Source organism: Streptomyces sp. ADMS (assembly GCF_033441795.1).
Lineage (GTDB): Bacteria > Actinomycetota > Actinomycetes > Streptomycetales > Streptomycetaceae > Streptomyces.
Genome location: NZ_JAVFVX010000027.1, coordinates 1 through 26,287, shown reverse-complemented (window position 1 = coordinate 26,287; position 26,287 = coordinate 1). Strand labels below are relative to the sequence as shown.

The following is a 26,287-nucleotide window of genomic DNA, read 5'->3' as shown; positions in this document are numbered from 1 at the left end:
AGGTCAGCTCGCGGGCTCCTTGGCTTCGGACATCCGGGCCGGGACCATCGCCTTCACAGGTTCCTTCACGTCGGCCCCGTCGGCCGCATCGTCCTCTTCGGAGATCACGATCTCGCGGTCCAGCACCTTCTTGGCGCGCTCCAGGTCCAGCGCGCCCTCCCAGCGGGAGACCGCGAAGACGGCGACGCAGTTGCCGAGCAGGTTCGTGACGACGCGCATCGAGTCCATGATGCGGTCGACGCCGAGCAGCAGGGCGACGGCGCCGGCCGGGATGGCCCCGAGCGAGGAAGCGGTCGCGGACAGGGCGAGGAAGGCCGAACCGGGGATGCCGGCCATGCCCTTGCTGGTGAGCATGAGCACCAGGATCACGGTGATCTGCTGGCCGACGGTGAGGTCCACGCCCACGGCCTGGGCGATGAACAGGGTTCCGATGGAGAGATAGAGCGACGCGCCGTCGAGGTTGAAGGAGTACCCCGTCGGCAGCACCAGCCCCACCGCGTCATCACGGGCACCGGCCTTGCGCAGCTTGAGCATCACGCGCGGCATGACGGACTCGGTGGAGGCGGTGCCGAGCGCGAGGAGCATCTCCTCGCGGATGTAGCGGAGGAACTTCCAGAGGCTGAGCCCGGTGACCATCTTGAGAGCGACGGCGAGCAGCGCGATGAAGAGCGCGGCAGCCGCGTAGCAGAGGACGATCAGCTTGGCGTACGTCTCGATCACGCCGAGGCCGTACTGGCCGATCAGGACGGCCATCGCGCCGAAGACCGCGATCGGGGCGAGCCGCATGATGAAGCCGACGACCGCGAAGATGATCTCCTGGGCCTGCTCGATGGCGGGCAGGACCTTCGGCACCCTGGTGTGACCGAGGTGCAGCAGCGCGGCGCCCACCAGGCAGGCCAGGATCAGCACCTGGAGCAGCTCGTTCTCGGCGAAGGCGCCGATGAAACTGGTCGGAATCGCGTTGACGATGAACTGGGTCGTCGTGGGCAGCGAGCCGCCACCCGTCTTCGCGTCGACCGCCGAGGTGTTGAGCGTGGACGGGTCCACGTTCATGCCCGAGCCGGGCTGGACAACGTTGGCAGCGAGGAGCCCGATGATCAGGGCGAGCGTGCTGGCCACCTCGAACCAGATCAGGGCCTTGAGCCCGATCCGGCCGAACGCCTTGAGATCTCCGGCCTTGGCGATGCCGACGACGACCACGCAGAACACGAGCGGCGAGATGATCGTCTTGATGAGCCGGGTGAAACCGTCGCCGAGCGGCTGAAGATCCGTGGCCACGTCGGGCCACAGTTTTCCGACGACGATTCCGAGCACCAGCGCGCAGGCAACCTGCGCGAACAGTGAGGTACGCAGTATGCGTGCGACGCGTCGCGGCAGGGACGGTACGGACTGCGGCACGAGCACTCCTCCAAGGATTTCTGGGATGCGGAAAAGTACTTCCGCTTCGCACTCACTATTGAGGAGCTGTTCGCCTCGTCTGCAACCTGCGTATAACGGCCAGGTAAATCATCGGCCGCCCCCACAGCACGCACACAGCACCGTCAGCAGCGGTTCCGGTCCTCCGTGGCCACCCCCTGCACGGTCACCAGCGAACGGTCGTGGCATCCGGCCGAGCCGTACAGCTGGTAGCGCTCACCCGTGTCCCGACGGCGTGGCGCCGGTCTCGCGGCACGTTCGCCGTATACGTCGCGTCGCCCGCGTACGCGTCGTCGAGCCACGACCACGCCGTACGCCGGCCACCGGAGGTCTCGGTGACGGCCTCCCGGTCGCCGAGTGTCAGCACGGTCCGCAGCCGGTCGCCCGCCCCGAGGGTTGTTGTGCCGTCCATGATGTACGTCCGGTGTGTGCGGGTCGTCCTGGCCGGCGCGCGCCCGTCGGTGGTGACGATCTCGGCGTCCGTCCAGGTGGCGGTCAGCCCGTCGTTGTTCTCGCCGTCGGTCCAGCGGTGCACGGAGGTGTTGGCGAGAGCGCGGCTGACGGTGGTGGCGACCCGGCCGTGCGAGGTGCGACGTATCCGGCGACGGTCAGCCGGTGCGCAGTCGGTGTCGAGGCGGTGCTGTTCGTCGGCCGAACCGGGCGTGTACGTCGAGGAGTTGGCAAGGGCGCCCGCATGGTGGGCGGTGAGTCCACCGGTGACCCGCGCGCGCTCCGCGTCCTGCCAGACGAGGACGTTCACGGGAGTGCTCCTGCCCGACTGTCCTTCCGGGACGCCGACGACGGAGACCTCCACGTCATGCGGGCGGCCGTCGTTGAGGAGCCCGGCAAAGGGAGTCGGATCGTATGCGATGGGTTTGATGCCGAAGGCACGCGGTCCCGGAATCACGTACCAGAGAAAGGGATGGGACCAGCCGCCGGTCCACACGGCCGGAAAGGGGGCGGCGATTCCGGCCAGTCTGCCGTCGACCTTGATCTGCACCTCGCGGTACGGGCCGTCCGTTGCCCTGCAGGAGTAGGGGGCGGTATCGGGGACCGTGAGATACCAGTACTCCTCGCAGCCGCCTCCGGAGCCGGTCGCGTACACCTCGTCGACGATGCGTTCGCTGTTGCGCGGGGTGGTGAGGTGCCGTTCTGGAGGGTGAGGAGGCGGTCGGGCGTCGCCTGCGCGGCGGGTGTCCCCGGGTAGAACGTCAGTGTGACCCTGACGTCGAGGATGCCGGTGTAGGTGTCGTTGACAACGTTTCCGATGAGCAACTCCACGGGCTGGGCCGTGCTCAGGGTGTCGCTGTAGCGCGTGACGTCCTTCTCGACGGACCAGGAGATGCCGTCGGGCGAGGGCTGCGGAGTGGAGGTACGGAGGAGTTCGGCGCCGCCGATGTGGAGGTAGCCGAGGCGGTCGTACTGACGGCCCTTGATCTCGCCGTCCATCCGCGGCACGACCTTTCCCCAACTCGTGCCGCATCCGCTCGGCGGCCTGTACGTGCCCTCCTAGGGCGTCAAGTCCTTGAACTGGGCTCGGCGACGGTGACTTCGCAGGAAGTGGAACCGATGGGCCTGGCGACCGGGGGCGCAGCGGTGACCGGGTCGTGCCAGTCGGTGCCGAACTCGGCCGGCACGTCGACGGGCCGGGCCGCCGCCTCGGCGGACTGAGCGGGGTTCACTCCTGCGAGGGTGCTCCCCAGGAGGGTCGCTCCGGCAGGCATGGACATGACGATCCGGCTTCTCATGGCCGGTGTTCTACGGGCAGTCGGCCCCGCGCGGCAATAAGGCGAACAACCGCCAATCGGACCGAATCCACGCCTCTTGCCGGAAAACCGTTTGCCTCCTGCCACGCAATGACGCGAACCTTTCACGGCCCGTTGTCGGCCTGCCCGGCCCTTCCGACCCCCACATCAACCCCGTCCACCCCACTTCACCCCCTCATGCGAGATGCGAGCCACTGGGACGTCATGAAGATCCAGGACCTTCCTTATCCCGACCCGGGTGTGCCGGACGCGCGCTCGGGCCCCAGATTTCTGTGGTGGCTCTTCCGCAACCAGCTCGGCGGGCAGTTCACCGCACTCGCCTGGGGACTGGTGCACTTCGTCGCCGTCGCCGGGCTGCCGTTCGGCGTCGGGTTCGCCGTCCAGGCCGTCGTCGACCGCTCCGGCGGGCGGCTGGCCCTCGCGGGCGGGCTGATGGTGCTGTGCGGCATCGCCATCGCACTCGGCGACAGCATGCTGCACCGGGCCGCGGTCACCAACTGGATCACGGCGGCGGCCCGCGTCCAGCAGCTGCTGGCCCGCAGGACCGCCCAGCTGGGCTCCGCTTTGACGCGGCGGGTCGCGGCCGGTGAGATCGTCGCGGTCTCCACGGGGGACGTGGAGAAGATCGGCTGGTTCGTGGAGGCCGTCTCGCGGTTCACCGCCGCCGCGCTGACCGTCGTACTGGTCTGCGTCGGCCTGTACGTGTACCAGCCGGCCCTCGGCATCATTGTCGCCGTGGGAGTCCCGCTCCTCGCCATCGCCGTACTGCCGCTGCTGCCGCGGGCGACCCGACGGGCCGACTTCCAGCGCGAGAAGGCGGGCCGCGCGACCGAACTCGCCTCGGACACCGTCGCGGGACTGCGGGTGCTGCGCGGCATCGGCGGCGAGGAACTGTTCCTCGACCGCTATCGCACGGCATCGCAGGAGGTCCGCCACGCGGCTGTGCGCAGCGCCCGAATGTGGGCGCTGATCTCGGCGATCCAGGTGCTGCTGCCGGGTCTGCTGATGATCGTGGTCGTCTGGCACGGCGTGCATCTGGCCAGACAGGGCCGGATCACCGTCGGCGAACTGGTCACCGTGTACAGCGCCGTCATGCTCCTCACCTATCCGCTGCGGCACTTCGAGGAGATCGCCATGGCGTACTCCTTCTCTCGGCCCTCCGCCAAACGGGCCGCACGGGTGTTGTCCCTGGAGCGCGCCACGGACACGACGGGCTCGCGCGAGGCGGTGGTACCGGCCGGGGATCTGTACGACCCCTCGACCGGGCTGCTGGCACCCGCCGGGTGTCTGACCGCCGTGGTGTGCGGCGATCCGGACGCCGCTGGTCTGCTGGCGGAGCGGCTGGGCGGGCATCCGTCCGAGAAGGGCACGTCGGCGCTCCTCGGGGGTGTACCGCTCGACGAGCTGCCGCTCTCCAGCACCCGCACGGCCGTCCTCGTCCAGGACAAGGACCCGGTGCTGCTCTCCGGTTCGCTGCGCGAACTGCTCGACGTGCCCGCCTCGGGTGCGGTGAGCGCCGCCGAGGCGCTGGCCGCCGCGCAGTGCGGGGACGTGCTGGAGGCGCTCGTGCAGGGGTCGCTGGATGCCGACGACCCGTTGGACGCGCGGATCACCGAGCGCGGGCGGTCGTTGTCGGGCGGGCAGCGGCAGAGGCTGGCGCTGGCGCGGTCGCTGATCACTGACCCCGAGGTGCTCGTCCTCGACGAACCGACGTCGGCCGTCGACTCGCATACCGAGGCACGGATCGCGGACGGGGTACGGGAGTTGCGGACCGGCCGGACGACCGTCGTGTTCACCTCCTCGCCGCTGCTCCTGGACCACGCGGACCGCGTCGTGCTGGTCCACGAGGGCGAGGTCGCAGCGGTCGGCGTGCACCGCGAGCTGGTCCACAAGGAACCGCGGTACCGGGCCGTGGTGACCCGGGAGACCGAGGACGAGACGGCCATCGGCGACGACCTGGAAGAGCTGGAAGAGCTGGAAGAGCTCAAGGAAATCGGAGAGACAGCATGATCGGCGTGGCGCCACCGGCGTACGACCCGGCGGCCCCGACCACGGCGAGCACCCTGCCGGTCGGCGCCCCCGCCACCGTACGCGCCTACGTGGCCGAACTGTTCCGCAGGCACCGCCGTGCCTTCCTGCTGCTGGTCGCCGTCAACACGGTTTCCGTGGTGGCCTCCATGGCCGGCCCGTACCTGCTGGGCGACCTCGTCGAGCGGGTCTCGCACGACGCCCGCGAACTCCGTCTGGAGCTCACCGTCGGCCTGTTCGCCGTCGCGCTGCTCGTACAGGCCGTGTTCGTGCGGCAGGTGCGGCTGCGGGGCGCGATGCTCGGCGAGCGGATGCTGGCCGATCTGCGCGAGGACTTCCTCGTCCGGTCCGTCGGGCTGCCGCCCGGCGTGCTGGAGCGGGCGGGCACGGGCGACCTGCTCTCCCGTATCACGACCGACATCGACCGGCTCGCCAACGCGATGCGCGAGGCCGTGCCGCAGCTCGCGATCGGCGTGGTGTGGGCGGCTCTGCTGCTCGGCGGCCTCGTCGTCACGGCGCCGCCGCTGGCGCCGGCCGTGCTCCTCGCCGTACCGCTGCTGGTGGTCGGCTGCCGCTGGTACTTCCGGCGCGCACCGTCCGCCTACCGCTCGGAGGCCGCCGGGTACGCCGCTGTCGCCGCTGTGCTGGCGGAGACCGTGGACGCCGGGCGGACCATCGAGGCCCACCGCCTGAGCGAACGCCGGATCGAACTGTCGGACCGGCGGGTCAGGGAGTGGACGGCCTGGGAGCGCTACACGCTCTGGCTGCGGTGTGCGCTCTTCCCGGTGATCAACGCCACCCATGTGACCGTGCTGTGCTCGGTGCTGATGATCGGCGGGGTCTTCGTGCTCCAGGGCTGGATCGGCGTGGGTCAGCTGACCACGAGCGCGCTGCTCGCCCAGATGCTCGTCGACCCGGTGGGGATCATCCTGCGCTGGTACGACGAGCTCCAGGTCGCCCAGGTGTCGCTGGCCCGGCTGGTCGGGGTCCGGGACATCGAGCCGGACGCCGGTGACCCCTCGCTGGCCCCGGACGGGCGGGACGTGCACGCGGACCAGGTGCACTTCGGGTACCGGGAAGGCGTGGATGTTCTGCGCAAGGTGTCCCTGGAGGTCGCGCCCGGCACCCGGCTGGCCCTGGTGGGGCCCTCGGGCGCGGGCAAGTCCACGCTGGGCAGGCTGCTCGCGGGGATCTACGCGCCCCGGACCGGCAACGTCACCCTCGGCGGTGCCGAGCTGTCGAAAATGCCCGCCGAGGAGGTCCGCTCGCACGTCGCGCTGGTCAACCAGGAACACCACGTCTTCGTCGGTTCCCTGCGCGACAACCTGCTCCTCGCCCGGACGGAAGCGGCGGACGCCGAGCTGTGGGCAGCCCTGGGCGCTGTCGACGCGGACGGCTGGGCCCGGGCACTGGACGAGGGCCTGGACACCGAGGTCGGCTCGGGCGGATGCGCGCTCACCCCGGCGCAGGCCCAGCAGATCGCGCTGGCCCGGCTGGTTCTGGCCGACCCGCACACGCTGGTCCTCGACGAGGCGACCTCGCTCCTCGACCCACGCGCGGCGCGCCATCTGGAACGGTCCCTGGCCAGGGTCCTGGACGGCCGTACGGTCGTCGCCATCGCCCACCGGCTGCACACGGCCCATGACGCGGACGTCATCGCCGTCGTGGAGAACGGCCGGATCAGCGAGCTGGGAAACCACGACGAGCTGGTCGCGGCGGACGGGGCGTACGCCGCCCTGTGGCGGTCGTGGCACGGGTGACACACCGGTGACCGGGCGGCGGGGCGGGGCCGGGTCGGCTTCGTCCCGTTGCGCGGTCCCGATGGTGGGTGGAACGCTGGAAGCGGCTGCCCGTCCCTGTGGGCGGCGCCGGGGCCGGTCCCCACGCACCTGGAGGTACCCGTGGACAGTGACGAGGGATGGGGAGACGACGTCTACCAGCCCGACGGATCCGAGGTACAGGACGACGCGGGTCTGCTGGACGGCGAGGACACCCTGGTCACCGACGGGGTCAGTGACCCCCTCGACCGTGGCTGGTCTCCTCCGGACCGGCCCTGGGCGGTGGAGCGCACCGGTGTGACGGCGGCGGAGCGCCGGCAGGGCGAGACCCTGGACCAGCGCCTCGCCGAGGAGCTGCCGGACATCGCGGCACCGGACGGCGACGGCATCGGCGACTGCGCGGGCACGGACGGTGAGCCGCTGGACAACGAGGTGGGCGCCGCCCGCTCCGGTCGCCTGGTGGCTCCCAACGAAGGCGCGCACGAGGACGGGGAGAGCGGGCTGATCGCCACCGATGTGGGCATCGACGGCGCCGCGGCCTCGGCCGAGGAGGCCGCGATGCACATCGTCGACGAGGACGCCCTGTCCGGCTGACCTTCCCCCTGACGCAAAGGCCCGGCAGGGCCGACCGTGCGAGCGAGGAGCACACTCATGCAGCAGGACAAGCAGCCCGCCTACCACCCGGTCGTGTTCCGCGACCGGGCCGCCGGATACGCCTTCCTGACCAGGTCCACCGCGACGAGCGAGCAGACCATCGAATGGGACGACGGCGAGACGTACCCGGTCGTGGACGTGGAGATCTCCTCGGAGAGCCACCCCTTCTACACGGGCAAGGCCCGGACGGTGGACACCGAGGGCCGCGTCGCCGCCTTCGAACGGCGCTACGGCGGCGGGCAGGGTGAGAACTGAGACGGCTGTCTCAGCAGAGAGCGCCGGGCGGATCAGATGAAGTTGAGCGCCGCCGCGCAGCCCACTCCCCCGAGCAGCATGAACGCCGGCATGAGCACCTTCAACTCGACCCAGCTGCCCGCCCGGAACCGCAGCGCCTTCGGCGGGCCGATCGGGTACCAGCGCTTGCGGCCGATCGGGATCGGCCACAGGACGGGGCAGCCGGACACCGTCAGCGCGTCCCCGATGTCGTGCACCAGCGCGCCGAGCACGACCGGCAGCCCGAGCCACAGGTACGTCTGCCCCGGGTCGGTGAACAGCCAGTCGGCGCCGTTGCCCGGCTTGTCCAGGACGCCGGCCAGGATCCAGGCGCTGGTCGCTGCCAGCAGCCAGACCAGGATGTCGGCGCTGGACCCGCGCGTCGCCCGCCACAGCAGGCCTTCGATGGCGAGCACGATGTGCACGAAGAGGATGGCCAGGACCGCCCAGCGCCCGCCGGTGATCGCCGCGACGGAGGCGCCCGCACCGATCAGGACGGCCCACAGCCAGGTGTGCGTCAGCGTCCGGTGCCCACCCGAGCGGCGCGGGTCGCCCTGCTTCTTCGTCGCCTTGTAGACGGCGTACGAGAGCTTGTCGACGATCTCGCACAGCCCGCGCGAGATCGGTCCGAAGGCGCGCGAGATGGTCGCCGCCTTGTGGTCGAGGTCCGGGGCGAGTGCGGCACCGGCGCAGATCAGGGCACCGACCAGGACGACCGGCCAGGGCATCGGCTTGCCGGCCGCCGCCGCGGCGGCTCCGACACCGAGCCAGGCAGCGGCCCCCGAGAGTGAGTGTGCTGGTCCCATCATGGCCGTGTCCCGCCCTATTCCTCGTACGCCGCTGTCCAGTTGACCGGGTTCGCTGACCCTCCGTCGGCGACACAGCGTAGCTGCCGTGATCTTCGCGCGGGCATCCGATTCCCCCATCACCTGGGATCACAGGCAAGATGGGGGCGTGACACTCATCGATCAGCTGCCGCAGACCGCAGACCCCGACGCCCTCTACGAAGCCTTCGAGTCGTGGGCCCAGGAGCGCGGTCTCACGCTCTATCCGCATCAGGAGGAGGCGCTGATCGAGGTGGTGTCGGGTGCGAACGTGATCGTGTCGACGCCAACCGGGTCCGGCAAGAGCATGATCGCGGCGGGTGCGCACTTCGCCGCGCTGGCCCGGGACGAGGTCACCTTCTACACGGCGCCGATCAAGGCGCTGGTCTCGGAGAAGTTCTTCGAGCTGTGCAAGATCTTCGGCACGGAGAACGTCGGCATGCTGACCGGCGATGCGTCCGTCAACTCCGACGCTCCCGTCATCTGCTGCACGGCCGAGGTGCTGGCGTCCATCGCGCTGCGCGACGGCAAGCAGGCGGATGTCGGCCAGGTCGTGATGGACGAGTTCCACTTCTACGCCGAGGGCGACCGCGGCTGGGCCTGGCAGATCCCGATCCTGGAGCTGCCGCAGGCACAGTTCATCCTGATGTCGGCGACGCTGGGCGACGTCTCGATGTTCGAGAAGGACCTCACCCGCCGCACCGGCCGCCCGACCTCGGTGGTCCGCTCGGCGACCCGCCCGGTCCCGCTGTCGTACGAGTACAAGCTGACACCGATGACCGAGACGCTGACGGAGCTGCTGGAGACCAGGCAGGCGCCCGTCTACATCGTGCACTTCACGCAGGCGCAGGCGGTGGAGCGGGCACAGGCGCTGATGAGCATCAACATGTGCACGCGCGAGGAGAAGGACAGGATCGCCGAGCTGATCGGCAACTTCCGCTTCACCACCAAGTTCGGCCAGAACCTGTCCCGTTACGTCCGCCACGGCATCGGCGTCCATCACGCCGGCATGCTCCCCAAGTACCGCCGTCTGGTGGAGAAGCTGGCCCAGGCAGGCCTGTTGAAGGTCATCTGCGGCACGGACACACTTGGCGTCGGCGTCAACGTGCCCATCCGCACGGTGCTGTTCACAGCGCTGACGAAGTACGACGGCAATCGTGTAAGGACCCTGCGCGCGCGTGAGTTCCACCAGATCGCCGGCCGGGCGGGCCGTGCGGGCTTCGACACGGCGGGCTTCGTCGTCGCGCAGGCGCCCGAGCACGTCATCGAGAACGAGAAGTCGCTCGCCAAGGCCGGCGACGACCCCAAGAAACGCCGCAAGGTGGTCCGCAAGAAGGCACCCGAGGGGTTCGTCGGCTGGACGGAAAACACCTTCGACAAGCTGATCACCTCCGATCCGGAACCGCTGACGTCCCGCTTCCGGGTGACCCACACGATGCTGCTGTCGGTGATCGCCCGCCCCGGCAACGCCTTCGACGCTATGCGTCACCTTCTGGAGGACAACCACGAGCCGCGCAAGCAGCAGCTGCGGCACATCCGGCGCGCGATCGCCATCTACCGCTCGCTGCTGGACGGCGGCGTCGTCGAGAAGCTCGACGAGCCGGACGCGACCGGCCGCATCGTGCGCCTGACCGTCGATCTCCAGCAGGACTTCGCGCTCAACCAGCCGCTGTCCACCTTCGCGCTGGCCGCGTTCGAGCTCCTGGACCCGGAGTCGCCGTCGTACGCACTGGACATGGTGTCGGTGGTCGAGTCCACGCTGGACGATCCGCGCCAGATCCTCGCGGCCCAGCAGAACAAGGCGCGCGGTGAGGCCGTCGCGGCGATGAAGGCGGACGGCGTCGAGTACGAGGAGCGCATGGAGCGCCTCCAGGACGTCTCGTACCCGAAGCCGCTGGAGGAGCTGCTCTTCCACGCCTACGACACGTACCGCAAGAGCCACCCGTGGGTCGGTGACCATCCGCTCTCCCCCAAGTCCGTCATCCGTGACATGTACGAACGGGCCATGTCGTTCACCGAGCTGGTGTCCCACTACGAGCTGGCGCGCACCGAAGGCATCGTGCTGCGATACCTCGCCGGCGCCTTCAAGGCCCTCGACCACACCGTCCCGGACGACCTCAAGTCGGAGGACCTGGAGGATCTGATCGCCTGGCTGGGCGAGATGGTGCGCCAGGTCGACTCCAGCCTCCTGGACGAGTGGGAGCAGCTCGCCAACCCGGAGGTGATGACCGCCGAGGAGGCCCAGGAGAAGGCCGACCAGGTCAAGCCGGTCACGGCCAACGCGCGGGCTTTCCGTGTCCTCGTGCGCAACGCCATGTTCCGCCGTGTCGAACTGGCCGCGCTCGACCAGGTGGAGGTGCTGGGTGAGCTGGACGCCGAGGCCGGCTGGGACGCCGACGCGTGGGGCGAGGCTATGGACAAGTACTGGGACGAGTACGAGGACCTCGGTACCGGCCCCGACGCCCGCGGTCCCCGGCTGCTGATGATCGAGGAGGAGCCGCAGAACAGGCTGTGGCGCGTCCGGCAGGCCTTCGCCGACCCGAACGGCGACCATGACTGGGGCATCAGCGCGGAGGTCGACCTCGTGGCCTCCGACGCGGAGGGCCGTGCTGTCGTCAAGATCACCGACGTCGGTCAGCTGTGAGCACAGGAGAATCGCACCCATGACGAACGCAGCCGAGAGACTCGTCGACCTGCTGAACCTGGAGCAGATCGAGGTCAACATCTTCCGTGGCCGCAGTCCCGACGAATCCCTCCAGCGGGTCTTCGGCGGCCAGGTGGCGGGCCAGGCGATGGTCGCCGCCGGGCGCACCACGGACGGCGAGCGTCCGGTGCACTCGCTGCACGCGTACTTCCTGCGCCCGGGCCGGCCGGGCGTACCGATCGTGTACCAGGTCGAACGGGTCCGTGACGGCAGGTCGTTCACGACCCGTCGGGTCACGGCCGTGCAGCAGGGCCGCACGATCTTCAATCTCACCGCCTCCTTTCACAAGCCCGAGGAAGGCAGCTTCGAACATCAGCTGCCGCCGGCCCGGAAGGTCCCCGATCCGGAGTCCCTGCCGAACGTCACCCAGGAGATCAAGGAGCATCTCGGCGCGCTGCCCGAGCAGTTCGAGCGTATGGCGCGCCGTCAGCCCTTCGACATCCGCTATGTGGACCGCATGCTCTGGACCACCGAGGAGGTCCAGCAGTTGGAGCCGCGCAGCGCGGTGTGGATGCGCGCGGTCGGCCCGCTGGGGGACGACCCGCTCGTCCACACGTGCGCGCTGACGTACGCCAGCGACATGACGCTGCTGGACGCCGTCCGTCTTCCGGTGGAGCCCCTGTTCGGCCCGCGGACCTTCGACATGGCGTCGCTGGACCATGCCATGTGGTTCCACCGGCCGTTCCGCGCGGACGAGTGGTTCCTGTACGACCAGGAGTCCCCCATCGCCACGGGCGGGCGCGGGCTGGCCCGCGGCCGGATCTACGACGTCGAGGGCAGGTTGCTCGTCTCCGTCGTCCAGGAGGGGCTGTTCCGGAAGCTGGGCTGAGGGGTCTCCTCCGGTCAGACTCGCGCGGGGCGCTTGCGGTCCCGGGCGGGTCGTGGGTTTCTGCCTCGCAGACGCCCCAGCAGTCCGCGTGCTCGCTCGGGTGTTCCGGGTTGCTCGGGTGCCTTGGGTGGGCCGACCTGCTCCGACGGCAGAGGCCGGGGCTCCGGTTCAAACTCTTCGCACGGGGGCAGGGCCTGTTCGACTTTGGGGCGCGGTGCGGGACGGTGGTCGCGGGCCTCGGCCAGGGTTCGGCTCAGGTCTGCGCGGAGCCAGCCGATCTCGTCCGGGTCGTCCGCCGTCATGATCCGCTCGGCGAGCAGGGTGGCGGGCGAACCCGGTACGCCATGGGTCGGCCGATCCGGCCGGAAGCGGTTCAAGTAAGCTCGTTCGTAAGGGTCGTTGACGATTTCCGCGACCTGGGTGGGGTCGAGGAGGGACGCCACGACCGCAGCCCGCGCCCACGGGTCGTCGGCAGCTCGGAGCAGGAAGCCCAGTTGTCGTCCCCGCCAGTTTCGGGGCCGAAGGTCGAGGCCTGCTTCGAGTCGGTCCCGCCGCTCCTGGGAGGTTCGGCCGGTCAGCAGCGGGGCGGTGTCCCTGCCTGCGGCGAACTGCCGTAGTTCGTCGGCGAGATACAGCCAGACCACGGCCCGGTACCGGTTGAGATAGAAGGTCACCGGCGTCACCAGGCCCAGTCGCGCGAGGCGGGTGAACCGGGTGGGCGTCACATCCATGAGCTTCGCGCCGTCCGCCGTACCCACCGCCCGGACGCGTTCGCGCAGCCTTTCGGGGAAGTGTTCCTCGTTGCGGAGCCGGTCGATCTCGTCACGGTCGACGCGTCGGCCGCCGCCCCCTTCGTCGGGAACGGTCCGGACACAGCCGAGATGGACCGCGAGATCGAACTCGCGCCGTTTCAGTCCGAGTTCACGTGCGGCACGGCTCGGCGCGAAGGGCGCGCCGGCGGTTCGGAGTGGGCCGGTGGCCGCTGCGACGGTGGTCTCGGTGGGTTGCGTGATGCCGGTGGCGGACATGGTCGGTCTCCCCCGTGGAGTGGATGGCCCGCGCCGTGTGCGCCGGCCTCGGGAAAAACCGTAGCCGCTTCGGCTTCCGGCCGGACGAGCCTGTGGATAACTCTCTCCGGAATGCCATATGCGCAGGTCAGGCTTCGTTTGAGGGAATGTGCTCGGGTTGTCTGGCATCCACGTCGAGGTGTTCGCCGACTCGGTTGACGAGCAGTGTCATCTCGTAGGCGATCTGGCCGATGTCGGCCTCCGCGGCGCCGAGTACGCACAGACAGCTGCCGGTGCCGGCCGCCGTGACGAACAGCACCGCGTCATCGAACTCGATCATCGTCTGGCGTACCCGGCCGGCGCCGAAGTGGCGTCCCGAGCCCTTCGCCAGGCTGTGGAGGCCCGAAGACACTGCGGCTAGATGCTCGGCGTCCTCACGTCGGAGTCCTGTGCTCGCGCCCGTCACCAGCCCGTCGTTCGACAGGACCAGCGCATGTCGTATGTGCTCGACACGCTCGGTCAGATCGTCCAGCAGCCAGCCAAGTCCTTGCTTCTGTGCCATGTTTTCGATCTCCCCGTGCGGCAGGTCCCCCAAGCCGAAGGATCCGGTCAGCCAGCCTTCCCCACGACCGCCCCGCGAGCAAGCAGGACGGGCGCGTGGCACAGAAGACGCGTGGTTCGCGCGTCAGCTCACGGAGTCGAGCAGCCGGGCGGTGTGCATCCGCCCGGCGTACTCGACCAGCCGGATCAGAACTTCCTTGCCCGACTCGCGGTCACGGGCGTCGCACAGCACCACGGGCGTGCCCTCGTCGAGGTCGAGGGCACGGGACACTCCCTGGGCTCCGTAGGCGCGCGCGCCCGCGAAGCAGTTGACTGCCACCACGAACGGGATGTGCCGGTGCTCGAAGTAGTCCACCGCGGGGAAGCAGTCCTCCAGCCGGCGGGTGTCCGCGAGGACGACGGCGCCGAGGGCGCCCTGCGACAGTTCGTCCCACAGGAACCAGAAACGGTCCTGTCCCGGCGTACCGAACAGGTACAGGGAGAGACCTGAGCGGATGGTGATGCGGCCGAAGTCCATGGCTACGGTCGTCGTGACCTTCTGGTCCACGCCGTCGGTGTCGTCCACCAACTGGCCCGCCTCGCTCAGCAGTTCCTCGGTGCGCAGCGGCCTGATCTCGCTGACCGCGCCCACCAGGGTGGTCTTGCCCACGCCGAACCCGCCGGCGACCAGTATCTTCAACGCCAGGGTGGACATCTCGTCGTCCGTGGCGTCGGAGTGCTCGGAGACCATCGATCACTTCTCTCGGGAGGGCGGGAAACGGTCGACGTCCGTAGGTGTGCGCCGCGCCCCTTCGGTGGGTCCGCGCGGCACCGCTGTGTGTGTACGAGGTCAGCATCATGACAACTGCTGGTCCCCGCCGGGTGATTGGACCACTATCAGCCCGATCTGACCGGCTCGCGCCCCTTCGGTGTCCGGAAGAGTGCACAACTCGGCGTGGTGCGCGTGGTTCCGCGTCTCTCATCTACAGCGCCCTCAGCCCTTCGATCACCTCGCGCAGGATGCGTTCATCGGGCAGCTGCGCGGGCGGTACCGGACGGCTGACGGTGACACAGCCCAGTTCCAGAAGGTCGCCGAGCAACACCCTCACCACCCCTACGAGGAGGTTGGCGCCCGCGGCGAGTTCGGCGACGGACTGTGTCTCCGCACGGCACAGGTCGATGAGGGCCCGGTGCTCGGGGCCGAGCGCTGTGTCGTCGTCCATGTTGGGTGCGCCCGTGTCGAGCGTGACAAGCGCGATCAGGTCGAAGCGCACCCCTGTGGGGCCGGGTTTGGTGCGCCCGCCCGTCATGGCGTAGGGGCGGACGAGGGGCCCTGCCTCGTTGTCGTACCACTGGCTGCCCTGCTCCTGCAGGGGGCCTGTCGTGTGCTCGGTCATCTGTGCGGACCGCCCTCTCGCCTCATCCGGCGGCGGTCGGGCGCGCCGCTGCCCGCGGCGCCGTGTGGAGGTGCTCGCCCACGCGTTTCACCAGCCGCGCCATCTCGTACGCGACGAGGCCTATGTCGGCGGTCACGGCGGTGAGGAGGGCGAGGCAGGAGCCGTCGCCCGCGGCCGCGACGAACAGGAAACCGTCGTCCATCTCCACCATCGTCTGACGCACGCCACCAGCGCCGAAGTGCCGGCCGGCACCCTTCGCCAGGCTGTGAAAACCGGAGGCGACCGCGGCGAGGTGTTCCGCGTCCTCACGCCTGAGATCGGTGGAGGCGCCCACCGCGAGTCCGTCGTTGGACAGCACCACCGCGTGCCGGACCTCGCCGACGCGCAGTACCAGGTCGTCCAGCAGCCAGTCGAGTTCACCGGACCGCCGGTCTGCCCTCGTGCTCGGGTCCTTGATCATGCGCGGTCTCCTTCGCTGCTGTCTCTGCCCGTTTCTGGGCCTGTGGCGGCCCCGCGGCCGGGTGACCCGCCGCCACGCACCCATCCCTCGCGGTAGGCCGCCATGCGGTCCCGTACGGCCTCGGGGGTGCGCTTGTCCTCGCTGCGGGAGCCCGACGTGCTGGCCGGCTCTTCGGGTCGCTGGTCGCGCAGTTGGGGGGCGAGGTTCGCCTGCCGGACGCGCCGCGGGAGGTCGTCGGACTCCTCCGAGTCGCCGGGGTCCTCGGGCGGACGGTGCAGCCGCAAGGCGGTGACTCCTGACGGTGGGGTTTCGGGCACGGTCTTGGCCTGTGCGGGAGCCACCAGTGCGGGGCGGTCCGCCGATGCCCGTACCGGTTCCTGGGGCGGGACGGAGACAGCGGGCACGCGCGCGTATTCGCGCTCGACGGCTCGCTCCCGGTCCACCGCGGCGCGGGGAGAAGGTTCCGCGGCGCCGCCGTGCAGCAGTGCGGTGGGCAGCAGCACGACCGCGGTGGTACCGCCGTAGGGCGATGTCCGCAGGTGCACCTTGATGCCGTGCCGCGCGGCGAGCCTGCTGACCACGAAGAGGCCGAGCCGGTCGCTGTCGAACAGGTCGAGTGCCTCGGACTGTTCGATGCGGCGGTTCGCCTCGGCGAGAGTCTCCTTGCCCATCCCGAGTCCCCGGTCCTCGACCTCCACGGCGTAACCGTTGCCGACCGGTTCGCCTGTGATCCGCACCCTGGTGTGCGGGGGCGAGAACTGTGCGGCGTTCTCGACGATCTCCGCCAGGAGGTGCGTGAGGTCGGCGACGGCGGCGCCTGCGACGGACGCCTCGGGGAACTGGCGTACCTCCACGCGCGCGTAGTCCTCGACTTCGGATACGGCGGCGCGGACCACGTTCGTGAGGGAGACAGGCATGCGCCAGGCCCGGCCGGGTGCCGCTCCGGAGAGGATGATCAGACTCTCCGCGTGGCGTCGCATACGGGTGGTGAGGTGGTCGAGCCGGAACAGGTCGCTGAGTTCGTTCGGGTCGTCGGACCTGCGCTCCATGCTGTCGAGGAGATTCAGTTGGCGGTGTACGAGGACCTGACTGCGGCGCGCGAGGTTGACGAAGACCCCGGAGATGCCGCTGGCCAGTTCCGCGCGTTCCACGGCGGCGCGCAGGGCGGCGCGGTGCACGGTGGCGAGGGCCTCCGCGACCTGTTCGGTCTCGTCCTCGGCGGGTGGACCGGGGGGTGCCTCGGCCCGGATGTCGATCTCCTCTCCCGCACGCAGCTTCTCCATGGCCTGCGGGAGTTTGTGGCGGGCGATCTCCAGGGCGCCGTTGCGCAGGCTCACCAGCTCGACGACGAGGCCGCGTCCGATGCGTACGGAGATCACCAGGGACGCGGCGACGGCGGCGAGGCCGAGGAGCACCGCGGCGCCGGCCGGGGTGAGCAGACCCCGGGTGAGGGGGTCGGCCCGGTCCGCGACGTCATGGCCCGCGTCCGCCTCGATGGCCCGCATGCCGCCCTGCACACGTGCGTGTGCCTTGGCCCAGGTCGCTTCGGGTGCGGCGGCGATCGCCCTGACGCCCGGGCGGGCGCCGAGCACCTTGTCCTCGACCACGGTCAGAGCGGCGTACTCGCTGCCGTCCTCAAGTTCCTGCCAGGTGGCCCGTTCCGGGCCGCGCAGGTCGGAGGCGGTCGCCTCGACAAGAGTGCGGCGGGTGTCGACGGCTCCGGTGAACAGCCGCAGCCGCAGCCCGTCGAGACGTCCGCCGAGCCGCGCCCCGGCGAGGACGGCGTCCTCCTGGGCCAGCGCCTCTCCCGCGCGGGAGAACTCGAGCAGTACGCGCGCGTCGGAGCCGAGTTCGGCGTCCTGGATGCCGGTGAGCGAGCCGCCCACGGCGAAGGCCGCCGAAATGGTCCTCGTGTACTGCGCGTACGTCTCGGCCCATCCTGTCCGGCGGTCGCCTAGCGAGGCCCGCAGCGTGCGCAGTTGTTCCACACCGGCGACGAAGGTCTCCAGGCGCTCGGCGACCCCGGCGGGCAGTTCCTCGCCGTCGGCGACGGTGTTGCGGTCGCCGAGGCGCAGCTTCGCCACGGCCCGGTCGGTGCGCTCGCCGAGCGTCCTGAGGTCGGTGTCCGGGACGGCGGACGGATCGGTGGCCTGGCGTACGGCGGCCACGCGTTCGGCCTGGAGCGCGGCGACAGCGGCGGCGACCGGGGCGCGCATCTGGGAGTCGACTCGTTGCAACTGCCGCAGCCGGGCGACGTCCTGAGCCGTGGTGACGGTGGCGTACGCCCAGAGCGCGAGCAGGGAGACGACAGGCACCATCAGCAGGCAGACGATCTTGGCGCGGACCGTTCCCGGCCGCAGGCGCCGGCGCCCCGCGCGCGTGGGTATCTCGTCGGGCGGGGCACCGACGGCCTCTTCGGAGCCTTCGTCGGCCGGCGGACCGGCATGCGCGCGGCGTCCGCGCACCGGGGGCGGGGGCGCCGGGACGGCGCCGGCTGTAAGGGTCCTACGGGGTGTGCGCATGGCCTCCTCGCTCATGGTGGTTCGGGGGCGTGCCGCGCGGGCCGTCGCCGGTCCGGAGCGCGCCTCTAACGGGCAGTGACACTCTCGGCCGGTCGCTGGGCGGACGCGGATGCCTCGCGTTCCCCGGCCGTGGGCGACAGCGCGACGAACGCCGAGGTCAGGAAGAGATAGGACCCGAGGCCGACGGCGAGGGGGAAGATGAACTGCATCGCCGTGGCCCCGGGCAGCGCCTTGCCCGAAGGCGTGACGTCCACGTGCACCGCGAACATCGCGGTGTAGTGCATGCTGCTGACCGCTGCCCCCATGACGAGCGAGGCGACGGTGACCGCGATCGGCGACTTGATGTTCAGTGCCGCCCACAGGGCCGCGGTGGCCGCGGCGACGGCGATCACCACCGAGAGCGCGACGAGCGCCGGGTCGTAGTTCACGTCACCGTGCAGCCGTACGGCGGCCATTCCGAGATAGTGCATGCTCGCCACGCCCAGCCCGGTGGTGAGTCCGCCGACGACGAGCGCGCGGGCGCGGTCGTGCCCGTAACCGACGGCGAAGACCCCGGTGGAGACGACGGCCATGGCGACGAGGAGGCTGAGGATGGTCAGTGGCACGTTGTAGCGGATGTCGGTGCCGCCGACACTGAAGCCGAGCATGGCCACGAAGTGCATGGTCCAGATACCGGTGCCGATCGCGGAGGCCGCGGTGACGAGCCAGTTGCGGCGCGAGCGCCCGGTCGCGGCGAGCGCACGGACGGTGCAGCGCAACCCGAGGGCGGCGCCTATGCAGGCCATCACGTACGACAGTACGGGGGTCAGCCAGCCGAAGGCTGCGTGGTCCAGGTGTCCCATGACCACGGGACGCTAGTGGGGGCACGGGAGCACAAAGGGAGCGCATTTCGAAAGGTAGTGAAATATGACAGGGAAAGGCGTCTGAACGATCGCGTCCAGCTCGAACGTGTGCGCCGTGGGGTACTTCGCGCCCGTGCGGGATCATGCGGAACATGAGCGACGACCACACACATGTCCAGGAGTTCTTCACCGCCCGCGCGGCCGACTGGGACAGCAGGTTCCCCGACGACGGGCCCGCCTACGCGGCCGCGGTCGCCGGACTCGGGCTGCGAGAGGGAGCCCGCGTGCTGGACGCGGGCTGTGGCACCGGGCGGGCCCTGACGCCGCTGCGCGCCGCCGTGGGGGCCTCGGGAGTGGTTCTGGGGGTGGATCTGACCCCGGCCATGGTGGAGGCCGCGGTGCGAGCCGGACGGGGCCTCCACGGGCGGTTGCTGCTCGCCGACGTGGCCGCCCTTCCGCTGCGGTCGGAGTCTCTCGACGCGGTGTTCGCGGCGGGCCTGATCGCGCACCTGCCGCATCCTGCGGAGAATCTGCGGGAACTCGCTCGTGTGGTGCGCCCCGGCGGCACCCTGGCGCTGTTCCACCCGATCGGCAGGGCCGCGCTGGCCGCCAGGCAGGGCAGACAGACCACTCCGGCGGACCTGCGCGCGGAGGGCAACCTGGGTCCGCTGCTGGCCGGTTCCGGGTGGCACATGACGTCGTACATGGACGAGGACGCCCGCTTTCTGGCCCTGGCTGTCCGGTCGGCCTGAACCGGGCGGTCATCGGCGTGCGGGGCGCCTTACCGCACATGCGCTCTTCTGCCGCCGGAACTCCAACTCTACGTTGGTAGGAGCAGATGAACGATCAGCCATGGCAACCACACAGGGGGGAAGGTGGTCCGCATGTTCGGCGGAATCCATAAATCGTTCAACAGACTCCTCGATTCCTGGCGTTCGGAAGCGCGCGCGGGACAGCAGAAGCGCACGCACAATCTCTTCGAGGCCGCCGCGGTGTATGTGTCGGCGTGCGCGGAGGACGACCAGGACCAGATGGACGAGGCCGTGGCCTGGGTGTCCCCGGAGGCCCTGTCGTTCGGGGTGAACGAGCTGGCGTGCCGGGCCGTCATTGCGCTGGCCAGGGAGCGCGACGAGTCGCCGCGGACGGTGGCCCGGCAACTCCTCGGGCTCCCGGCAGCCTGACCGAAGCGGGTACATCTGGCCGATTCCCCCCTGTCCGGCAGAAAAGCAGCAGCTCCGGGTGGGGTGGGAGTCGTGACAAGGGCGTTCCGCTCGGATTAGGGTGCGCGCCGATGGAAGAACCGATGGGGAGGCTGGGATGGCAGAGACGGATGAGGACGCCGTCGCCGCCGCGGACGACGCGCTCTATGTGCTCACGGCGGTCCTGCTGACGCCCGCGCAGTTCCCGAGCGTGCTGGGCGACGACTATCCGGAAGCCTGTGCGGCGCTCGGCCTCGCACCTCTCGCCGACGGCTACGGGCTGGTGCTCGGCCAGGACGGCGACGGCGCGCGGTGGACGGTGGTCATCGACGACGTCTCCCTGGTCGCCGTCGCGATCGCGTCGTGGGACTGCGGAATGGAGTACGACCTGTCACCGGAGGAGCACACGGTAGTAGCCGCTCTGCCCGGCTGGCCTCTCGCGGTCGCCGTCGCGGCTCCCGATGTACCCGCCCCGCACGACCCGGGTCCCGAATTCACGGACCGGCCGCCACTCGCTCCGCCGGACACCGCTGTGTGGGGCCCGGCACAGCGGCGTCTCGGAGCCGACGAGATCGCGCTCCAGTGGGCGATCTGGCGGGAGCAGCTCAGCGACGAGGACTTCACCCCTGCGAGCAGCCGGTCCGCGGCGCCCGGGGCACCGACGAGCGAGCCGGACCGGGCCGGGACGGACAGGGATCGGGCCGCCGCGGACGCAACCGACCCTGCCGAAGGCACCGCGAACCGGGCCGAGGACGCCCCGGACCACACTGAAGACAGCGTGAGCCAGCCCCTTGCCGGCATCCGGCGGGTCCTCGCGGAGGCACGCGCGTACGTGGAGACGCCTCCGCCCCTCGGCCGCGTCCGCTCCTCCTTCGCTCCGGGCGACGCGCGGACGCTGCGCGCCGACGGTCCGGGCTGGTCGATGGTGGCCAGGACCGACGACATCGCCTTCGTTCTGCTCGACGAGGAGCCGGGAGAGGTACTGCCGGTGGGCCGGGGCCCGGAGCTGCCCGGCCTCCTCGAAGCGCTCGACAAGATGGCGGTACGCCCCAGCTGAGCGCCGCCCGGACGCCTGTGCTTCCGGGCGGCGTTCGGCACGCCGATCACCCTGCGCCAACCGGCGTCAGCCGCGGCAAGGCCTCGGCACCGGACGGCGCCGCCTCAGCGGCCGATCTCCTTGCGTGTGACGCGGCGCAACCTGCGCCGCTGCGCGGGGTCCAGTGTGAGATAGGCGGCCGCTGGCACTCCCAGCACTATCAGCAGCGCGGCCCACCACGGCAACCAGATCAACAGGATGAGTCCGGCTGCCACGCCCCCTGCGGCGATCTTCGCGTTCCTCGACATGAGTTCGCCTCCTTCGCGGCCACTGCCGCTCTCTGGTGTGAAAACGGGTTCGCGCTTCCCACGGTTCCGGACCGCGACCCTGATACGTCCCTGAGATGCGACCCCTACTCGCCCCTGAGGGGGCTCGCTTGCCTCGTACATGTGCATCAGCGCCTGCCGGTACGAGTCGACAAGCCCCGTCTCCGTAGAGGGGATACCCATTTCACGGGCAGTAGGCGCTCGTCTTCACGGGCGGTAGGCGCTCGTCGTCGGCCGGGCGAGGCGCAAACGGGGGGCGGGACATGCTCGGGAGGAGACCCGCGGGGCAGATGACCCCAGCGCCTGCCGTGAGGGGCGGGCATCTCCGACAGAGTGACCTGAACCATACCCGAGTCATGCTTGGTATGCCGTCGCCCTGCTGTATCCTCGGCGCCCGGACCCCAGTAGTCAAATTTGAGGAATGCGACCATCGCTGTTCAGAGGATTCCTGCGGCAACGCCCTCCGAGATCTCCGAACTGGCGCGTTGCTGTGCCGTGTTCGTGCCCGGCGATCCGGCCCGCACCGGCAGCGTGGCGTTCTGGCGGCCCGACGGCGACGCACCGCCCGACGTCGCCGCCGGAACCGTCGACGACCTGACCGTGATCCTGGCAGGTGACCTCGGCGTAGAGCGGACACGCGTGAGAGCCGTCCTGCTTCCGGTGCGTGCGGCATTGCCGGTCCTCACGCGGGCGCGTGCCGCCGCGCAGGCCCATCGGGCGACGGCGTTCTGGGGTACGGCCGCCGTTCTCGCCCTGCAACTGGCCGCACGCGGGCTGCTGCTGCCCGGTCTCTCCACAGGGGATCACGACGCCTGGCGGGCCGGTCCGCTGGGCGAGCCGGACGTGGAGCGCGTCCGTGAACTCGCCGCCGCGATGCCGCCGGACGCGCACGCCGTACCGTTGGAGGGCACGGAACCGCCACGGCTGCCCGACCCGGAGCGGCTGCTGCGCGGCTTCCTGGACGCGGTGGCCGACACATTGCCCCGCTCCCCCGCCGCCTCTCTCGCCGCAGGCGGGGCCGCCTACGCGGTACGCGAACCGCAGCACGTGCCGGAGCAGCGCGCGTGGGCCGCCGAGGTCGCCGCCGGGCACGACGCGGGCGTACGGATCTCGCTGCGGATCGAGGTTCCGGAGCTGGCGTCGGCCGAACCGGACGAGACGGCTGTGCGGTTCAGGGCCGTGCTCCAGGTGCACAGCGTGCGCGAGCCCGGGCTTGTCGCGGACGCGGCCGAGGTGTGGGCGGCGTCCGGCGCCTCCGGCCGCGCCTTCGGCCCGCGCGCCCGGATGGACGCCCTGCTCGCACTGCGCCGTGCGGCCCGGACATGGCCGCCGCTCACGCCCCTGCTCTCGGCGGCCGTGCCGGACGCCGTCGAACTGGCCGACGAAGAGGTCACCGAGCTGCTCGGGGAAGGCATGTGCGCCCTGTCCGCCGCCGGGGTCGAGGTGCACTGGCCCAAGGAGCTGGCCCGCAAGCTGACGGCCCGCGCGATCGTGGGCCCGCCCGACGAGGACACCAGTCCCGGGAAGGTCCCGTCGGACACGCCGTCGTTTATGTCGGCCGACACGCTGCTCGCCTTCAACTGGTGGTTCGGACTGGGCGACCAGCAGCTCACGCACGAGGAGCTGGACCGTCTCGCCGAGGCAAACCGCCCCGTGGTGCGGCTGCGCGACCAGTGGGTCCTCGTCGATCCCCAGGAGGTTCGTCGCGCCCACGCTCAGCAGGACCGGAAGATCACGCCGGTGGACGCACTCAGCGCCGCTCTGACGGGTTCCACGGAGGTCGACGGCAGCCCGGTCGAGGTGCGGCCCACCGGGTGGCTGGCGGCCCTGCGGGACCGCATCTCGGACCCGGAGGCCCAGGACCCGGTCGGTCAGCCGGCGGCGCTCGCCGCCACGCTGCGCGACTACCAGCTGCGGGGCCTGAACTGGCTCGCCCGGATGACGTCCCTGGGTCTCGGCTGCTGTCTCGCCGACGACATGGGCCTCGGCAAGACGATCACCCTCATCTCGCTGCATCTGCACCGGCAGACCGACGCGTCGGCGGCGGGGCCCACCCTCGTCGTCTGTCCGACGTCCCTTATGGGTAACTGGCAGCGTGAGATCGAGCGATTCGCGCCAGGTACACCCGTACGCCGCTTCCACGGGTCGCGGCGCAGCCTGGAGGCCCTGGCCGACGGCGAGTTCGTGCTCACCACGTACGGGACGATGCGGCTGGACGCGCGGCGGCTGGCCGGGGTGCCGTGGGGCATGGTCGTGGCGGACGAGGCACAGCACGTCAAGAACCCGTACTCGGAGACGGCCCGGGAGCTGAGGTCCATCGGGGCACGCGCGCGGGTGGCGCTCACCGGCACTCCGGTGGAGAACAACCTGTCGGAGCTCTGGGCGATCCTCGACTGGACGACCCCGGGGCTGCTGGGCCGGCTCGGCACCTTCCGCTCACGGTACGCCCAGTCCGTCGAGGGCGGCCAGGACCCGGCCGCCGCCGAGCGTCTGTCCAGGCTCGTAGGCCCGTTCCTGCTGCGGCGGCGCAAGTCGGACCCGGGAATCGCTCCCGAGCTGCCGCCGAAGACAGAGACCGACCGTGCCGTCTCGCTCACCAAGGAGCAGACAGGGCTGTACGAGGCCGTGGTGCGGGAGACGCTGGCGGAGATCTCCGGCGCCGACAGCATTGCTCGGCGCGGGCTGATCGTGAAGCTGCTGACCGGCCTCAAGCAGATCTGCAACCATCCGGCGCAGTTCCTCAAGGAAGACAGACCGAAGATCGCGGGACGGTCCGGGAAGCTGGAACTGCTGGACGAACTGCTCGACACCATCCTTTCCGAGGGAGCGAGCGTCCTCATCTTCACCCAGTACGTACAGATGGCAAGGCTCCTGGAACGGCACCTGGCGGCACGCGGAGTGCCCTCGCAGTTCCTCCACGGCGGCACGCCCGTCGCGGAACGCGAGGCGATGGTGGAACGTTTCCAGGAAGGCGAGGCCCCCGTCTTCCTGCTGTCGTTGAAGGCCGCCGGCACAGGCCTGAACCTGACCAGGGCCGAACACGTCGTGCACTACGACCGCTGGTGGAACCCCGCGGTCGAGGCGCAGGCCACGGACCGCGCGTACCGCATCGGCCAGAACCGGCCCGTGCAGGTGCACCGGCTGATCGCCGAGGGAACGATCGAGGACCGCATCGCCGAGATGCTGAACCGCAAGCGGGCACTGGCCGACGCCGTGCTCGGCGCCGGCGAGGCCGCGCTCACGGAACTGACGGACGCCGAACTGGCCGACCTGGTGCGGCTTCGAGGGGGCGCGCGATGAATCAGCACAACGCTGACGAGCACGACGCTGACGAGTACAACGGTGACGATTACGGCGGCGACACGTACGAGAGTGACGCGTCCGGCGCGGACCTGGAGCGCACGTTCGCCGCACTGCCCCCTCCGCGGGGGCGGGGTTTCGCGGAGACGTGGTGGGGGCGTGCCTGGCTCAAGTCGCTGGAGGACACGGCGCTGGACTCGGAGCAGGTGCGGTCGGGCCGCCGGCTCGCGCGCGCGGGAGCCGTGGGAGCCGTGTCGGTGCGCCCGGGACGCATCACCGCAGTCGTCCAGGACCGCGACCGCACCACGCACCGCTCCGACGTCCTGCTGCAGGAGCTGTCCGACGAACAGTGGGACCGCTTCCTGGACATGGCCGTCGAGCGGGCCGGTCACATCGCGGCCCTGCTCGACCGGGACATGCCCCCTCACCTGGTCGAGGACTCCGCTGCCGCAGGAGTCGAACTGCTGCCCGGCATGGGCGATCTGGAGCCGGAGTGCGACTGCGGCGCCTGGGACCACTGCGGTCACACGGCGGCCCTCTGCTACCAGGTGGCGCGGCTGCTGGACCAGGACCCGTTCGTCCTGCTGCTGATGCGGGGACGCGGCGAACGCGCCCTGCTGGACGACGTACAGAGCCGCGGCGCCGTTCCCGCCGACGAGTCGGCCGAGCCGGAGGGTGTGGACGCTGCCGAGGCGTACGCGGCCGGGGACATCCTCCCGGCGCTGCCTGCCCTGCCCCCGCTGCCCGAAGTGCCCGGAATACCGCCGGCCCTGGACACCGAGACCCCGCCCTCGCCCGGGGTGGACCCGGGCGCGCTGGAGTTCCTGGCGGCGCGTACGGCCGTGGAGACGCATCGGCTGCTTGCCGAGGCGCTCGGGTCCGGTCATGAACAGCGTCCGGTCGAGGCGGAGCCGACGGTCGCCCAGGACGCGGTCCGACTGGCCGTGAGCAGCCCCTCGGGGGCCGCTTCGGACCGGCTCGCGGAGGGATCGGGCCGCAGCCGGGAGCAGTTGGCGTCGGCCGTCCGCGCGTGGCGGTTCGGTGGGACGGCGGCGTTGGCGGTCCTGGAGGAGGAGTGGACGGTCGGGGGCGAGCAGCTCGCACGCGCGCGTGCCGCGCTCGACTCGTCCTGGGACGAGGAGGAGCGTCCGGCACTGCGGGCGGCGCGCAATCGGTGGACGGTGGTCGGCGCCGACAGCCAGCTGCGCCTGGGGCGTGACGGCCGCTGGTGGCCGTTCCAGAAGCAGAGCGGTCGTTGGGTGCCCGCCGGGCGGGCGGCTCAGGACCCGGCGACCGCCCTGGCATCCATGGAGCACATGGCCACGGAAGAGTCACCCTAGACCCGTACTTCGCGGGTCGTTGATTCGTATGGTGTGGCCGGTCGGG

General features: G+C 70.6%; 21 protein-coding genes and 1 pseudogene. 11 read left to right on the top strand and 11 right to left on the bottom strand.

Going from position 1 to position 26,287, the window contains the following annotated elements; translation table 11 throughout:
- Positions 1 to 3: 3 nt before the first annotated feature.
- A complete protein-coding gene (locus RB628_RS14470) occupies positions 4 to 1,398 on the bottom strand; it encodes a cation:dicarboxylate symporter family transporter (RefSeq protein ID WP_318320804.1) in 1,395 nt (464 codons plus the stop codon).
- 143 nt (positions 1,399 to 1,541) lie between these two features.
- A pseudogene (locus tag RB628_RS14465) lies at positions 1,542 to 3,164 on the bottom strand (peptide-N4-asparagine amidase).
- A gap of 222 nt (positions 3,165 to 3,386) precedes the next feature.
- Between RB628_RS14465 and RB628_RS14460 the strand changes: the two are divergent.
- From RB628_RS14460 to RB628_RS14445, 4 genes are all read left to right on the top strand, one after another.
- On the top strand, positions 3,387 to 5,192 hold the full coding sequence (locus RB628_RS14460; RefSeq protein WP_318320849.1) for an ABC transporter ATP-binding protein: 1,806 nt from the start codon (positions 3,387 to 3,389) through the stop codon (positions 5,190 to 5,192).
- A complete protein-coding gene (locus RB628_RS14455) occupies positions 5,189 to 6,970 on the top strand; it encodes an ABC transporter ATP-binding protein (RefSeq protein WP_318320803.1) in 1,782 nt (593 codons plus the stop codon). Before RB628_RS14460 ends, RB628_RS14455 begins: the two co-directional genes overlap by 4 nt.
- A gap of 141 nt (positions 6,971 to 7,111) precedes the next feature.
- Positions 7,112 to 7,582 carry a DUF5709 domain-containing protein gene (locus RB628_RS14450; RefSeq protein WP_318320802.1) on the top strand — a complete coding sequence of 157 codons (471 nt, stop codon included), beginning with the start codon at positions 7,112 to 7,114 and terminating at the stop codon, positions 7,580 to 7,582.
- A 57-nt stretch (positions 7,583 to 7,639) separates the two neighbouring features.
- Complete coding sequence (locus tag RB628_RS14445) at positions 7,640 to 7,897, top strand: type B 50S ribosomal protein L31 (protein ID WP_318320801.1); 258 nt, start codon at positions 7,640 to 7,642, stop codon at positions 7,895 to 7,897.
- A gap of 32 nt (positions 7,898 to 7,929) precedes the next feature.
- On the opposite strand, the gene RB628_RS14440 is transcribed toward RB628_RS14445, so the two are convergent.
- Complete coding sequence (locus RB628_RS14440; RefSeq protein WP_318320800.1) at positions 7,930 to 8,724, bottom strand: metal-dependent hydrolase; 795 nt, start codon at positions 8,722 to 8,724, stop codon at positions 7,930 to 7,932.
- Positions 8,725 to 8,869: 145 nt separating this feature from the next.
- Between RB628_RS14440 and RB628_RS14435 the strand changes: the two genes are divergently transcribed.
- Both RB628_RS14435 and RB628_RS14430 read left to right on the top strand, forming a co-directional pair.
- Positions 8,870 to 11,383, top strand: coding sequence for a DEAD/DEAH box helicase (locus RB628_RS14435; protein ID WP_318320799.1), 2,514 nt, complete (start codon positions 8,870 to 8,872; stop codon positions 11,381 to 11,383).
- 19 nt (positions 11,384 to 11,402) lie between these two features.
- Positions 11,403 to 12,272 (top strand): acyl-CoA thioesterase II, encoded by an 870-nt coding sequence (locus tag RB628_RS14430; protein WP_318320798.1) that lies wholly within the window; start codon positions 11,403 to 11,405, stop codon positions 12,270 to 12,272.
- 14 nt (positions 12,273 to 12,286) lie between these two features.
- Here RB628_RS14430 and RB628_RS14425 read toward each other — a convergent pair whose 3' ends face one another.
- From RB628_RS14425 to RB628_RS14395, 7 genes are all read right to left on the bottom strand, one after another.
- Complete coding sequence (locus RB628_RS14425) at positions 12,287 to 13,300, bottom strand: DUF6397 family protein (protein ID WP_318320797.1); 1,014 nt, start codon at positions 13,298 to 13,300, stop codon at positions 12,287 to 12,289.
- 127 nt (positions 13,301 to 13,427) lie between these two features.
- A complete protein-coding gene (locus RB628_RS14420; protein ID WP_318320796.1) occupies positions 13,428 to 13,841 on the bottom strand; it encodes a roadblock/LC7 domain-containing protein in 414 nt (137 codons plus the stop codon).
- 123 nt (positions 13,842 to 13,964) lie between these two features.
- Positions 13,965 to 14,570 carry an ATP/GTP-binding protein gene (locus RB628_RS14415; RefSeq protein WP_318320795.1) on the bottom strand — a complete coding sequence of 202 codons (606 nt, stop codon included), beginning with the start codon at positions 14,568 to 14,570 and terminating at the stop codon, positions 13,965 to 13,967.
- Between the two features lie 232 nt (positions 14,571 to 14,802).
- The gene (locus tag RB628_RS14410) at positions 14,803 to 15,216 is read right to left on the bottom strand and encodes a DUF742 domain-containing protein (RefSeq protein WP_318320794.1); all 414 of its coding nucleotides are present in this window, start codon (positions 15,214 to 15,216) and stop codon (positions 14,803 to 14,805) included.
- A gap of 22 nt (positions 15,217 to 15,238) precedes the next feature.
- Positions 15,239 to 15,676 (bottom strand): roadblock/LC7 domain-containing protein, encoded by a 438-nt coding sequence (locus RB628_RS14405; protein WP_318320793.1) that lies wholly within the window; start codon positions 15,674 to 15,676, stop codon positions 15,239 to 15,241.
- Positions 15,673 to 18,198 carry a nitrate- and nitrite sensing domain-containing protein gene (locus tag RB628_RS14400; RefSeq protein ID WP_318320792.1) on the bottom strand — a complete coding sequence of 842 codons (2,526 nt, stop codon included), beginning with the start codon at positions 18,196 to 18,198 and terminating at the stop codon, positions 15,673 to 15,675. Before RB628_RS14400 ends, RB628_RS14405 begins: the two co-directional genes overlap by 4 nt.
- Positions 18,199 to 18,263: 65 nt before the next feature.
- On the bottom strand, positions 18,264 to 19,040 hold the full coding sequence (locus RB628_RS14395; RefSeq protein ID WP_318320791.1) for an MHYT domain-containing protein: 777 nt from the start codon (positions 19,038 to 19,040) through the stop codon (positions 18,264 to 18,266).
- Positions 19,041 to 19,183: 143 nt separating this feature from the next.
- On the opposite strand from RB628_RS14395, the gene RB628_RS14390 reads away from it, so the two are divergent.
- The 3 genes from RB628_RS14390 to RB628_RS14380 all read left to right on the top strand — a co-directional run bounded on the left by RB628_RS14390 (position 19,184) and on the right by RB628_RS14380 (position 21,296).
- Positions 19,184 to 19,792, top strand: a complete 609-nt coding sequence (locus tag RB628_RS14390; RefSeq protein ID WP_318320790.1) for a class I SAM-dependent methyltransferase — start codon at positions 19,184 to 19,186, stop codon at positions 19,790 to 19,792.
- Between the two features lie 132 nt (positions 19,793 to 19,924).
- Entirely contained in the window at positions 19,925 to 20,221 is a 297-nt protein-coding gene (locus tag RB628_RS14385; protein ID WP_318320789.1) for a hypothetical protein, read from the top strand.
- Positions 20,222 to 20,357: 136 nt separating this feature from the next.
- Positions 20,358 to 21,296 carry a hypothetical protein gene (locus RB628_RS14380; protein ID WP_318320788.1) on the top strand — a complete coding sequence of 313 codons (939 nt, stop codon included), beginning with the start codon at positions 20,358 to 20,360 and terminating at the stop codon, positions 21,294 to 21,296.
- A gap of 104 nt (positions 21,297 to 21,400) precedes the next feature.
- Here RB628_RS14380 and RB628_RS14375 read toward each other — a convergent pair whose 3' ends face one another.
- A complete protein-coding gene (locus tag RB628_RS14375) occupies positions 21,401 to 21,583 on the bottom strand; it encodes a hypothetical protein (RefSeq protein WP_318320787.1) in 183 nt (60 codons plus the stop codon).
- A gap of 513 nt (positions 21,584 to 22,096) precedes the next feature.
- Here RB628_RS14375 and RB628_RS14370 point away from each other — a divergent pair.
- Positions 22,097 to 24,901 carry a DEAD/DEAH box helicase gene (locus tag RB628_RS14370; RefSeq protein ID WP_412180654.1) on the top strand — a complete coding sequence of 935 codons (2,805 nt, stop codon included), beginning with the start codon at positions 22,097 to 22,099 and terminating at the stop codon, positions 24,899 to 24,901.
- Positions 24,898 to 26,241, top strand: a complete 1,344-nt coding sequence (locus RB628_RS14365) for an SWF or SNF family helicase (protein WP_318320786.1) — start codon at positions 24,898 to 24,900, stop codon at positions 26,239 to 26,241. Before RB628_RS14370 ends, RB628_RS14365 begins: the two co-directional genes overlap by 4 nt.
- Positions 26,242 to 26,287 lie beyond the last annotated feature (46 nt).